Raw genomic sequence first — 12,028 nt, 5'->3', positions numbered from 1 at the left:
AGCCCCTATGTCTACGATAGACATAGGGACGATTATTCACCGTGTTACCACCCAGTTTGCATAAATAGCATAGCTACTCATACCACTCTTAGCAATAATATCGATTGCTAGTCCGCTTAGCATTACCTAAGATACTCCAGAGTGTAATTCGCAAGTTTGTTTGTGCTAGGTTCCAGCAACCCCTAGCTCTCTCGTTAACAGTGACAAACTGCTACTGGGCTCTTTCAACGTATGTTATTTGTTAAATTATTAGCCATTATATTGAATTGAAAACAAATTGTCAACAATACCCAAATATTATTTTGAAATAATTCATATCTTCATACGTATTTTGTTATTCCTTATCTTCTCCAATAATCCTTACTTCTCGCTCCAACTTCACGCCAAATTTCTCTTCAACTGTCTTTTGTACGAAGTGAATTAAATCGATGTAATCTTGTGCTGTTCCGTTATCAACATTCACCATAAACCCAGCGTGTTTTAAAGAAACTTCTACTCCACCAATTCGCTTACCTTGTAGTCCTGAGTCTTGAATTAACTTACCAGCAAAGTTATTTGGTGGGCGCTTAAATACGCTACCACATGAAGGATATTCTAGAGGCTGTTTTGACTCACGTTTAAACGTTAAATCATCCATTTTTGCTTTAATTTCTTCATGTACACCTTCTTCAAGTTCAAATCTCGCTTCAAGAATAATGTAATGGTTGTTCGCAAATACACTCTTACGATATCCAAATTCAAATGCTTCTTTCGTCAAAGTACGTAGCTCTCCATCACCTGTCATTACGACAGCTTCTGTTAATACAAACGAAATTTCACCGCCGTATGCACCAGCATTCATATATAATGCTCCGCCAACTGAACCTGGAATACCACAAGCAAACTCAAGACCCGTTAAGTTATGGTCTAAGGCAATACGTGATACGTCAATAATTGCTGCACCACACTGTGCTACAATCGTCGTTCCTGTTACAGTAACACCTGTAATATGAATTAAACTTACTGTAATCCCGCGAATTCCACCATCTTTAATAATGACATTCGATCCATTTCCTAAAAACGTAACTGGAATATTATATTCGTTCGCATATTTGATAACTTCTTGAATTTCATCATAATTTGTAGGCGCAACAAAAACATCTGCTTTTCCGCCAACTTTAATATGCGTATGATTCTTTAACATTTCATCTTGTTTAACATGTCCTTCAGGCAATACCGTACTTAAATATTTATAAACCTCTTGCATATTCATTTTACGATTCCTCTATTTCTATATTCATTTTATCCCGTTATACGGGCCCATAATATCCCCACGTACATGAAAGAACCTAAAGTGGTGGATACAGTGTACCCAAAATCAATTCGAGACACCTATAAACCTCTTAATTTATAAGAGGTGCCACTCATATTAAAATATATATTGCATAATAAAGCAACCCAAATGGACTACTAAACTTGACATGTCATCAGAAAGACAACAATTTGTAAAATATGTGACTTTTTCAAAACACTATCCCTCAGTATCTTACTATACCACACAAAAAGAAAGTGGTATTTTTTTGTACTTTTTACTTTATTTACATCAATAAAAAAAGAGCACATCCCACAGAATGCGCTCTTTCTATACTCTTTATATTACTTTTCGTTCTCTTCTTTTTCTTTATCAAACCATAACAGCTCATCGTTATCAACTTCACCATTATAATTGATTAAAATTTCTTCTCCTGCTTTTATATCCTTATAAGCATAGAAGTTAAACGTATGGTTCTCGAAGACAATATCATACGTTGCATTCGGTGTATATGAATGATTGAATAACATACCGTATCCTAAAAGGATTGCCGTATGATTGATTCCATACTCAAATGCGTAGTCAGCAAGTAATGTTTTCTCAATGTGTTCATGCTGTTCATTCGGATAAGAGATAACTGGTGCTGCGTGTATCAACTCACCTTTTTTAATATCACGAGTTGCAAATACACCTCTATTAAATTCTCCATCACTAAGTTCAGAAGTCTTAACTTCGATCATATGCGTCACCTATTTAATTCTTTCTTTGAAGTATTTTAATTCCGCTATTAGCTGAATTTTATCTCCTTAAGCTTGGCAGAAAACGCGCAGAAAAGCAATTAAATTCCTATCAAGTATTCGTTTCAATGAAAAAAGAGCACATCATTCGTGCTCTTTCCAAGTAATATTACTTTTCTAAAATATCTTCTAACAACTTCACTTGCTCGCTAACAGTTTGTAACGTCTTCACTGACGTATCATTTCGATGTTTTTCTTCTTCCACACTCGCTAGCACTTCTTCTGTAGCTGTAGAAGTTTGCTGAATTACGTTAGAAGCATGCGTAACATCCTTTACGATATTCGTTGTTTTAACTTGGAAACTTTCTTGATGAACAACAACCTCTCGCATTACTCCATTAATCGCATCAATAAACTTCCCTAAATCAGTTACATTTGTTAAAACGCTTGCTAACATCTCGTTACATTCTTCTTGTACTCTTTCTGACTTCTCTACTTGCACTTCTACCTTACTTGCTTGATTACTAAACTCCTTCAAAATCCCTTGAATTCTTCCCGCAGAACGATTTGATTCTTCAGCAAGCTTTAACACTTCACTCGCTACAATAGCAAAACCTTTTCCATGCTCGCCTGCCCTCGCAGCTTCAATATTTGCATTTAAAGCTAGCAAACTCGTCTGACTTGAAATATTCGTTATTACATCTACAATTTCATTAATTTGTTTCGATTGCATCATTAAATCTCTAAATATAATTCCAGACTGTGAAACAACATCATTTAAACTTCTCATGTTAGTTTCAAAATTTCTTAGAGTATGTACACTACCTTTTGAAATTTCTAAGCTTTCATCCACACGAGCCGATGCAGTTCTTACTTGAGAGATGATTTGTTCAATATTTCCCTCCATATCATTCAATACTTCTACCGAACGATACATCATCTCTGATTGTGATTGCGTACCAACTGCCACCTCTTCAAAGGCAAAATTAATTTCACTCATCGATTCCATCGACGTGTTCATATTTTGTCTTAAATGATTGAAATTACTATCTAGTTTCACAACTGTTTCTTCAATAAGTCTTTGCGTCTCTTCTAACTCCTGAGCTTTTCTCATTACTTCTTGCTTCTCATCACTTAAACGAAGGAGCAGATTAGAACCGATTTTCGTGACGCCCCACATAGCGATTGTTACAATCGCTAACAAACTTGCGAAATTAGCAGCTTCAGACGAGGCTGTATAAGCAAAAAATTGCTCCGGCCAATAGCTACAAAGGATAAATGTGATCACAACAGCTACCCCGCCAAGAATTAAAATGAGGCGCTCACTTAAGTAAATAAGTGAAACAGCTAATGTAAAATAGACCATTTGAAATACAGCCGGGCTTTCATTAAAAGCTTGTACCATAATGTAAGACATTGTAAGCAACATAAATGTCATGATATATTTATACGCTGATTCCATACTTTTTATAAAAGTAAACAGCGTTCCAAATGCAACGACAGAAATACCACAAATCCAAAACGCTATGGCTCTCTCTGTAAAAATATATCCATAATACCCAATTGCGATTATCCCAAGAAAGAAACTACAAATCGTTATAAACAGTAATAAATGATTTTTCTGTGATTCTTTCTCAAGGTTAGAAAAACAAGTCCTCTTTAACCAATCCATATGAAGCCCCACCTTCTACTTATACATATCAATTACTTCAGTTTAAATACCGCACTTACTGGGTTATGATCGCTATTTTCAAACTTTAAATCTTTCCCTTGTACATTTACAATCTCTACATTCGGTGAAACGATAAAGCCATCAATAATAGTGACGAAATTTTCACCTTCTACATATTTCTTTACATCATCTCTCACAGTCATAACAGACGGATCTACAGCCCACTTAAAGCCACCGTCTGTAAAGTCCTTCGGTAACTCTACTAACCACTCAGGACGCTCTTTCACGAACTTCGGATCACTTAATTGAGCGTTTGAAACTAATTGATTCCAATCTCCGCCCATTATTACGTAATCACCATTTTCATAATGTTTGTTCATATATTCTTTTAAGTACTCTACTTGCTGTTTTCTAATTTTCCCGCCTTCATCATAAGCAGACAAATGTAAATTTACGAGTCTAACATGTTTCCCATTATTAACAGGAATTTTATATTCCACAATTGCTCGATCTAAATCAAACAAACGCTTTGGCCAAGGCTCCATTCCAGGCAGCTGGAACCTCTTCGCTTCTTGAACAGTGTATTTAGAAAACGTACTTAATCCAGCCTCCGCATATCCCATTGGATTTGTTATTGGCACTGGAACCCATTTCGTATCGTAGTTCTTGCCAAATGACGAAACATAATCAGGTAATCCTTTTTTCAAAAATTCATGTTCATTTACATCAAATGAACGAAGTGACTTTATATCAACTTCTTGTAATAGCGCAAAATCACTATTCTCATTTTGTAAAAACGAAAGCATATTCTTTAAATTAGTTTCCGTTTGCTCTTTACTACTTGAACCAGATCCCTTTCCACCATCCATAAAGAAATCTTGATCCTTATCTAACCCAGCATATCCAATATTAAATGTTGTAACTTTAAACTCATTTCCAGTCGCTAATACGCGCTCCTTATTATTCTCTACCTTCAAGCTTATAACATCAGCAGGCTGTTCTTTAGTAAGTGTCATATAAGCTAGAAATCCTCCTACAATGCCCGCTACTACTAAAACACATGTAAATACGATTTTTAAAAATTTCTTCAAATAAATGACTCCTTTTCACGCAAATTTATTTTTCTTTATTTTCAGTCAAATAAAACAAAACGACACACATAAGAAACATTTTATCATAATTAAAACCGTATATCACTATATTTAGTTGATAAGTAATCGATCCCATTTTAATTACTTAAAAAGCCTTCAGACATCAAAAAAAGAAAAGTTACACCCTCCTCCTCACTGGAAATTAAACGGTATATTTAGTACACTATATGTAATAATCATAGGCGATGGAGTTCGCCATAAACGCTGCTTAGCTAATGACTCCTACCAGTATGGATACTGGTAGGAGTCTATTTTTTTGAGCAAGCTATTTAAAGAGGTGAGAAAATTGATTTATATTATCGTTGGCATTGCTGGTATATTAGGAGCTCTTTCTCGTTATTATTTAGGTCTTAATATCAACACATTTTGGCATCATTCATTTCCATTGGCAACATTACTCATTAACTTAATCGGTTGCTTTTTCTTAGCGTGGCTAACTACTTATATCGCTCGGCTAAACATCTTACCTTCAGAGGTTATCACAGGCATCGGAACTGGATTCATCGGTTCCTTTACGACTTTTTCAACATTTAGTGTAGAAACTGTGCAATTGATCAATCATTCTGAGTGGAGCATAGCCTTCTTATATGTATCATGCAGCATACTTGGTGGCCTCATTATGTCTGGCCTTGGCTATACACTTGGAGATTTCTTAATTAAGAAATCTCTTACAGAAGGTGATTACTCATGATAGAAGCTTTATTAGTCGCAACAGGAGGATTTTTCGGTGCGATTACACGATTTGCAATTAGCAATTGGTTTAAGAAAAGAAATAAAACACAATTTCCAATTGCTACATTCCTTATTAATATAACAGGAGCATTTTTACTTGGATATATAATCGGCAACGGAGTTACTACAGGCTGGCAACTATTATTAGGTACTGGATTTATGGGCGCATTCACTACATTTTCTACGCTTAAATTAGAATCTGTTCAGCTTCTCAATCTTAAAAAACCGTACATCTTCCTTTTATATTTAAGTGCTACTTACATAATTGGTATCCTCTTCGCCTTCCTTGGAATGAAGCTAGGCGGAATATAAAAAAAGCGACTCTATTGAGTCGCTTTCTTTCATAAGAAATATGTCCCGCCATATGGAATGGAAAATAAACCAGCTGGATGTACATCGTAATGTACAATTTGCATCGGAAGTTGTGAATACGGCATATACTGACTTTGCATCATTTGTGCAAAATATGCTTGTTGCTGCATTTGAATAGCTTGATTCACAGCATGAATTGTCCCTTGTGCCCCAGCCAGCGTAATAGCAGCTCCTACTTGTCTACCATTATAAAAATAATGATTCATCATGATTCATCTCACTTATTCTTTTTCTTCCATATGGTATGTTTCTATTTCATAGTGAGTGTTTTGTCCCTATCTATTGCCCTTTTTCAGCTTTGAAGTAATAAATCCAAATAGCAATATACCAATACCACTAAGGAACAATATATAACTTATCGGTACTAGGAAAAAGAAAGGTTCTTCAAGAAATCCATCCGCTCCTACTTTACTGTTTGAAGCATGTATCGTTAAAGAAATAATCGCTAAAATCATGAAAGAAATAGCTACTACGTATTTATTTTTCATTTCACATTCTCCTCTACTTATGTAATTCCCCTTAGATTCTTACCATCATATTATCTAAAAAAGAATTAACAGTCAATAATTATTTATTGTTAAACAATAAATAATTATTGACTAAACAAACAACAAAAAGGTTTGCAAAGCATCTTAAATCACTTCGCAAACCTTCTAAATTATAAATATTTACACTTCAAACCTCTTGCTTAATACAATATACATTGCGCAAAATAGCACGAATATCCCAGCATAAATTAACAAAATCTCTACACTAAACATATCCGACAACGGACCAAATATTATCATTCCTAAAGGAAGCGCGCATGAATTCGCAATTTGTACAAGGCTAAACATCCGTCCGTGCATTGATGGTTCTACTTTCTCCTGCAATAACACAGTAACTGGTGTATTGAAGCACGGCATTGTTATACCAATTAAAAAATTAAAGACTAAATACATAATAAATATCGGTGCTATTCCGAGTCCAATCATAAGCAGTCCATATAATGCACAAGCTAGCGCTGTTGTATGCATACGATTACGAAAACCACCCCACGCTGCAATCAATACGCCACCAGCTGCCGCACCCGCACTAAAGGTCATCTCACTAGCAGTAAGTCTCCACATTTCGGCCCCGAAAGAACGAGTTACCATTAAAGGTGTTAAAAAAGCAGCTGGACTTATTAAAATCATGACGATAATTAATAAAACAATTAGCCTTTTAATAAATACATTTTCTTTTAAATAAGAGAACCCTTCTTTAATTCCTTGTAGATTAGATTTTTGCTTACTCTCTACATTCACATATCCTTCCACCTGAATGATAAACATAATACTAATTCCCATCATAGCCGTAATAACATCAATAAAAAATGTTGTTTCAATGCTGGAAATAGAAAGAATCGTCGCACTTGCTGCTGGAGAAAGAAACATAATTAAAGATGTAATACTGCTATTTATTCCATTTACTTTCATAAGATACTCTTTCGGAACGATTTGCGGAATTAATGCATTCACAGCTGGCGTTTGTACTCCTGTTCCAGCTGAACGAATGAGTAACACAATAAAAAGTAACCAAATACTTTTATATCCTGTTAAAAATAAAATTGCTAAGACTAACGTCGCAATCGCTATAATTCCATCCGATAACATAATCATCTTTTTACGGTCATAACGATCAATCCAAACACCTGCAAACAAAGATATCGCAATTTGTGGTAGAAAACCGCAAACAGTTGAAATAGTCAACATCACTCCTGATGATGTTGTAAGGGTGATATACCATATAATCGCGTATTGCACGAGAGAGGAACCGAACAACGAAATAGTTTGAGCGGTCAAAAATAATATAATTTTCGTTTTCCAATTGTCTTCACTCATATGTTTCACACCCCCTTAACTAATCCCTTCTCTATATGAAAGATGCTATCTGCCCAATCAAGATAAAAACTTGCTTCGTGAGATACGAGTATAATACTGCCCTTAAACTTAATTAACGCCTTTTGCAAAGCTTCCTTCGCTTCTGCATCCAAATGATTTGTCGGCTCATCTAAAATTAAGAAGTTACAAGGTGATAGTAATAATCCACACAGTTTCACCTTCGATTGTTCACCACCACTTAACGTACGAATTTCTTGCGAAACGTGCGTATCCTTCACTCCACACGCAGCTAAATGATGACGTATTTCCTTCATATTCAGTTTAGGAAACTGTTCTGAAATAATTTGAAGCGGCGTTAAAGAATCATTGCTCCAATTTAAATCTTGCTCATAATATCCAATCTTTATTTGCTCTGAAAAGTGAAACTCTCCAGAAATACTAGCAATATTTCCAACGATTGTTTTTAATAAAGTAGATTTCCCTACTCCATTGAAACCTGTAATAACAAGTTTTTGCCCACCCATTACTGAAAAATTCAACTTTGGTAAGAGAGCGAAGTCGTAACCAACTTCAAGGTTATTTACTTCAAGAACTGTCTGAACTGAAATGGGAAGTTCCTGAAAATGAATAGACGGTTTATGAGTAAAACTTGGTGGCGCAATTCTTTCCATACGCTGTAATTGTTTTCTACGACCTTGCGCTATTTTTGAATTCACCCCAGCAATATTTCTACGAATATACTCTTCCGTTTTTTCAATTTTCTTTTGCTGTGCATAATATTGGCGAATATAATCTTTTCGCAAATGCTCCTTTTGTCTTACAAAATCTGAGTATTTGCCGTAATACTTCTTTACTGTTCCAAATTCTACATCACATATGCAAGAAGTTACCTTTTCCAGAAAATCAAAATCATGTGATACGACAATAAACGCTCCTTCAAAATTCATTAAATAATTAGCAAGCCACTCCACATGCTCCTTATCGAGAAAATTCGTCGGTTCATCTAGCAATAAAATATTAGGCTCTTCTAATAAGAGCTTCGCTAAAATTACCTTTGCACGCTGCCCTCCGCTTAATTCACCAATCACACGATTCATCCCAATCACATCAATACCTAAACCGGCTGCCACCTTATTCGTAATACTATCTACTGAATAAAAATCACGAGCCTCGAGCAGTCCTTGAATTTCTGCCGCTTTCAATAGTTGATTTTCATCTCCAGTCATCGCACTTTCTTCATATAACTTGTTCATTCTCTTTTCCATTTCATACAAATCATAAAAGGCTCTCTTTAAATATTGTGAAATGGTGTAACCCTCATCAATTTCTGCGTATTGATCAAGATGTCCAATTTGAATATTAGGTTGCCACTTTATGTCTCCCTTATCAGGAATAATTTCCCCCACCAATATTTTCATTAATTTGCTTTTTCCTGCACCATTCTGTCCAACAATTCCCATATGCTCCCCTTTATGCAAATCAAAAGAAGCATTTTCGTATAATACTTTATCTATAAAACTATGTGATAAACTTTCCACTTTAAGTAAACTCATTTTTATTCCTCTTTTCCTGAAATTAAAAAAAGCAGAGAGATAGCGTCATTCGACACTAGCCCTCTGCTTCGTGGTTTTTCCTATACTACTCCAATTTATAGTAAAGACTCATCGGAATAATATACACAAAGGGCCATAGACAAAGCATTGTCTATGGCCCCTTAATCTATTTTATACACCAGCTGAAAAACCATAACGAAATAAGCATAGATAAACTATACTTTTTTAGAAAAGTTATTCAGCCGATGAATATAGGGGATTTATCCCCCTTGATTAAGCTCCGTACAACGCTTCACCGTATACATTTGTGCGGAGCAAAGTTTTCTAATGAGTTTTACAAATTTTATATAAAGCATATTATGCACCTTCCTTAATACTTAAAAAGGATTTTAGCATACGGTTTTACGAAGCGTCAACATTACTTCCGAATCTTTCAACTACTTGTTTTCAAAATATTGCTTCTGAAACATACACATTCTTATCGCATTATGATAGTTACCATCAACGAAAAACTCATCGATAAGCTCACCTTCTACCATAAACCCAACTTTTTTATAAACATGTACTGCCTTTTCATTTTCCTTATCCACAACTAAATAAATCTTATGCATATTTAGTACGGAAAAAGCGTAATCCATCGCTAAACGCGTCGCATCCACTGCATAACCATATCCTTGATAATTCGGATCAATAATGATTTGGAATTCTGTTCTACGGTGAATATAATCGATTTCTACTAACTCAACTAATCCAACCATTTCATTGTCTTTCTCAACGATAAATCGGCGTTCGCTTTGATCATGTATATGTTTATCATATAAGTCTTGCAGCTCCACAAATGCCTCATACGGCTCTTCAAACCAATACGACATAATATGCGCATTATTATTCAGTTCGTGTACAAACTTTAAATCTTCTCGTTCTAATGGACGTAACTTCAATTCCTGATTCATTTCTATAACCTCCAAGTAAAAGAAACCTCTTCACTTAATTTCTCAATTTTTTTCGATTTCAAACGCCCTAATTTCATTGTAAACTTTCAAGCAACTTGAAGGTCAAGATGTAAAAAAGTAGTGCAAACTTATGTCTGCACTACTACTCTTTTCTCAAATCTCTCATATTCGATATGTATAAAGCAATAACTAAAACAAGAATTGCTCCTGCGTATAATAACGTCTCCATCGGTTCCTCATGAGACACAATAATCAATCGAATTAAGGCCGTAATTCCGATATAAATAAAATAACGTAACGGGAAATGATAGTTCGATTTAAAATACTTAATAATTAATGCAATGAACTCGAAGTATAAGAAATAGACGATGATACTTTCAACCAATTTATAAGACGTATACTCTTTTGCCGAAAAAATATACTGCACAAACGTAATTGTCTCATTCACTAAGAAAATCGATAACACAATGGATAATATAATTAAAGCTATATTTAATATCCATTGCAAAACGCTAGCTATAACATGATCGATATTAAATGACTTCATTTTCTCTTTAGACTCCCCTTCGTATAAGTACTTATTTATTATAGCAAAATTACGATTGGAAAGAAGTTAAATCATATATTCGTCCTTTGTTGTTTCCAGTGTAGGGGATATTCATTGTTTGGAGGAGTCTTTTAACCGCAGAACTAGATTCCATATTAAGAAATTCCCTCAATTCGCTATTAGTAGTTATCATACTAAACAGAAGTGTGTAATCTTGTACAGCACGTAAATGAGCATGTTTAGACATACTATTGCAATTTGAACAACGCCATCCCTGTCTTTCTTTTAACATTGCCATTGTAAAACATTCCTCACACTGTACACCCTTTAGCAATTCCTCTTTTTTAATTTTATATTGCGCAAGAACATTTTGACGTTGCGGAATGTGCTCATTCATAATCTGGCCTATAAGTCCATTTATATTATCAATCACTTTTTCTTTATATTGATTTTTAATCTGTTTTATTCTATTAGGTAAATTTGCACTGTGGATAATTTTACTAGACAGTATTTCATCTGAAGTTTTAATAATTGTACGAGGGGAACTAATTACAACGAGGGCTTCAATCGGAATATTATGTAAATCATGTAGATTCAGCCATTTTCTCAGTTGCATCTCTTGCCGTTTCAGTTGTAAAAGCGGATCTGGGAATCCTTCTTCCGTATTACCATCTACTATTCGAATAAGTTGATTGAACTTTGTATCAAAAATTAATGTACCAATAATATTTTTTATTTCAAGAAAAAGAAGAAAATAAGATGAAACTATGAGGGTATCAATTTGGAAATAATGTTTTTGATCAAATAACCTAATATCATGTAAAATACTGTATTCTGTTTCGGGTAAAAAACTAAGTGGATACTCAATCGCCTGCTCTCCTTTATAGCCGGCCATAAATTTCGCTAGACTTTCAACCACCACATTCCTTTTTGGATGATGAGCAGGCAATCTTCTAAGTAAAGCTTCTAATTGCAGCAAATATACGGGCATTTTCCGCTCTTTCACAATCATTTTTATCCCCCTCCAAAATATATCAGCGATTTTTCAAATATATCAGCGCAACTCCAAATATATCGGCGATTTTCGAAATATATCGGCGCAACTCCAAATATATCAGCGATTTTCGAAATATATCGACTTATCGACAAAAAACGACA

At 34.7% G+C, this 12,028-nt stretch carries 13 protein-coding genes, 1 riboswitch and 1 other annotated feature; of the genes, 2 read left to right on the top strand and 11 right to left on the bottom strand.

All coding sequences use genetic code 11. From position 1 onward, the window contains the following. Positions 1 to 21: 21 nt before the first annotated feature. Positions 22 to 237 (bottom strand) — a binding site (T-box leader). 97 nt (positions 238 to 334) lie between these two features. The 4 genes from murB to HMAS_RS22650 form a co-directional block, all read right to left on the bottom strand. Then, a complete protein-coding gene (murB, locus tag HMAS_RS22665; protein ID WP_001057102.1) occupies positions 335 to 1,252 on the bottom strand; it encodes a UDP-N-acetylmuramate dehydrogenase in 918 nt (305 codons plus the stop codon). A 383-nt stretch (positions 1,253 to 1,635) separates the two neighbouring features. Continuing rightward, entirely contained in the window at positions 1,636 to 2,031 is a 396-nt protein-coding gene (locus HMAS_RS22660) for an SET domain-containing protein (RefSeq protein WP_000573649.1), read from the bottom strand. A 166-nt stretch (positions 2,032 to 2,197) separates the two neighbouring features. Beyond that, positions 2,198 to 3,700 carry a DUF4077 domain-containing protein gene (locus tag HMAS_RS22655; protein WP_000383891.1) on the bottom strand — a complete coding sequence of 501 codons (1,503 nt, stop codon included), beginning with the start codon at positions 3,698 to 3,700 and terminating at the stop codon, positions 2,198 to 2,200. 32 nt (positions 3,701 to 3,732) lie between these two features. After that, on the bottom strand, positions 3,733 to 4,791 hold the full coding sequence (locus HMAS_RS22650) for an endonuclease/exonuclease/phosphatase family protein (protein WP_000714051.1): 1,059 nt from the start codon (positions 4,789 to 4,791) through the stop codon (positions 3,733 to 3,735). A gap of 232 nt (positions 4,792 to 5,023) precedes the next feature. Beyond that, positions 5,024 to 5,083, top strand: a riboswitch (Fluoride riboswitch). A gap of 54 nt (positions 5,084 to 5,137) precedes the next feature. On the opposite strand from HMAS_RS22650, the gene crcB (HMAS_RS22645) reads away from it, so the two are divergent. Together crcB (HMAS_RS22645) and crcB (HMAS_RS22640) are read left to right on the top strand one after the other, a co-directional pair. Next, on the top strand, positions 5,138 to 5,542 hold the full coding sequence (gene crcB, locus HMAS_RS22645) for a fluoride efflux transporter CrcB (RefSeq protein ID WP_000639312.1): 405 nt from the start codon (positions 5,138 to 5,140) through the stop codon (positions 5,540 to 5,542). Then, a complete protein-coding gene (gene crcB, locus HMAS_RS22640) occupies positions 5,539 to 5,895 on the top strand; it encodes a fluoride efflux transporter CrcB (RefSeq protein WP_000568583.1) in 357 nt (118 codons plus the stop codon). Before crcB (HMAS_RS22645) ends, crcB (HMAS_RS22640) begins: the two co-directional genes overlap by 4 nt. A 29-nt stretch (positions 5,896 to 5,924) precedes the next feature. On the opposite strand, the gene HMAS_RS22635 is transcribed toward crcB (HMAS_RS22640), so the two are convergent. From HMAS_RS22635 to HMAS_RS22605, 7 genes are all read right to left on the bottom strand, one after another. After that, on the bottom strand, positions 5,925 to 6,164 hold the full coding sequence (locus tag HMAS_RS22635) for a DUF3947 family protein (RefSeq protein ID WP_000980956.1): 240 nt from the start codon (positions 6,162 to 6,164) through the stop codon (positions 5,925 to 5,927). Positions 6,165 to 6,230: 66 nt separating this feature from the next. Beyond that, the gene (locus HMAS_RS22630; RefSeq protein WP_000792610.1) at positions 6,231 to 6,443 is read right to left on the bottom strand and encodes a DUF3955 domain-containing protein; all 213 of its coding nucleotides are present in this window, start codon (positions 6,441 to 6,443) and stop codon (positions 6,231 to 6,233) included. Between the two features lie 180 nt (positions 6,444 to 6,623). After that, positions 6,624 to 7,817, bottom strand: a complete 1,194-nt coding sequence (locus tag HMAS_RS22625) for an MFS transporter (protein ID WP_116345046.1) — start codon at positions 7,815 to 7,817, stop codon at positions 6,624 to 6,626. 5 nt (positions 7,818 to 7,822) lie between these two features. Continuing rightward, on the bottom strand, positions 7,823 to 9,370 hold the full coding sequence (locus HMAS_RS22620) for an ABC-F family ATP-binding cassette domain-containing protein (protein ID WP_116345045.1): 1,548 nt from the start codon (positions 9,368 to 9,370) through the stop codon (positions 7,823 to 7,825). A gap of 437 nt (positions 9,371 to 9,807) precedes the next feature. Beyond that, positions 9,808 to 10,323, bottom strand: coding sequence for a spermidine N1-acetyltransferase (gene speG, locus HMAS_RS22615; protein WP_001071092.1), 516 nt, complete (start codon positions 10,321 to 10,323; stop codon positions 9,808 to 9,810). Positions 10,324 to 10,465: 142 nt separating this feature from the next. After that, positions 10,466 to 10,870, bottom strand: coding sequence for a phosphate-starvation-inducible protein PsiE (gene psiE / locus HMAS_RS22610; protein ID WP_000834708.1), 405 nt, complete (start codon positions 10,868 to 10,870; stop codon positions 10,466 to 10,468). Positions 10,871 to 10,919: 49 nt separating this feature from the next. Continuing rightward, positions 10,920 to 11,882, bottom strand: a complete 963-nt coding sequence (locus HMAS_RS22605; RefSeq protein WP_044584973.1) for a nuclease-related domain-containing protein — start codon at positions 11,880 to 11,882, stop codon at positions 10,920 to 10,922. Between the last annotated feature and the right edge of the window lie 146 nt (positions 11,883 to 12,028).

Origin of the sequence: Bacillus sp. HMA207, from assembly GCF_003402455.1 — a bacterium.
In the GTDB taxonomy this organism is placed as follows: domain Bacteria; phylum Bacillota; class Bacilli; order Bacillales; family Bacillaceae_G; genus Bacillus_A; species Bacillus_A cereus.
Note: the sequence above shows the minus strand (reverse complement) of the source record. Positions and strands in the feature narration are given on the sequence as shown.

Excerpts from the sequence above, each read along its gene's own strand:
- murB (WP_001057102.1), bottom strand. The coding sequence starts at position 1,252 with ATGAATATGCAAGAGGTTTATAAATATTTAAGTACGGTATTGCCTGAA.
- HMAS_RS22660 (WP_000573649.1), bottom strand. The coding sequence starts at position 2,031 with ATGATCGAAGTTAAGACTTCTGAACTTAGTGATGGAGAATTTAATAGA.
- HMAS_RS22655 (WP_000383891.1), bottom strand. The coding sequence starts at position 3,700 with ATGGATTGGTTAAAGAGGACTTGTTTTTCTAACCTTGAGAAAGAATCA.
- crcB (WP_000568583.1), top strand. The coding sequence starts at position 5,539 with ATGATAGAAGCTTTATTAGTCGCAACAGGAGGATTTTTCGGTGCGATT.
- HMAS_RS22635 (WP_000980956.1), bottom strand. The coding sequence starts at position 6,164 with ATGATGAATCATTATTTTTATAATGGTAGACAAGTAGGAGCTGCTATT.
- HMAS_RS22630 (WP_000792610.1), bottom strand. The coding sequence starts at position 6,443 with ATGAAAAATAAATACGTAGTAGCTATTTCTTTCATGATTTTAGCGATT.
- HMAS_RS22625 (WP_116345046.1), bottom strand. The coding sequence starts at position 7,817 with ATGAGTGAAGACAATTGGAAAACGAAAATTATATTATTTTTGACCGCT.
- HMAS_RS22620 (WP_116345045.1), bottom strand. The coding sequence starts at position 9,370 with ATGAGTTTACTTAAAGTGGAAAGTTTATCACATAGTTTTATAGATAAA.
- speG (WP_001071092.1), bottom strand. The coding sequence starts at position 10,323 with ATGAATCAGGAATTGAAGTTACGTCCATTAGAACGAGAAGATTTAAAG.
- psiE (WP_000834708.1), bottom strand. The coding sequence starts at position 10,870 with ATGAAGTCATTTAATATCGATCATGTTATAGCTAGCGTTTTGCAATGG.
- HMAS_RS22605 (WP_044584973.1), bottom strand. The coding sequence starts at position 11,882 with ATGATTGTGAAAGAGCGGAAAATGCCCGTATATTTGCTGCAATTAGAA.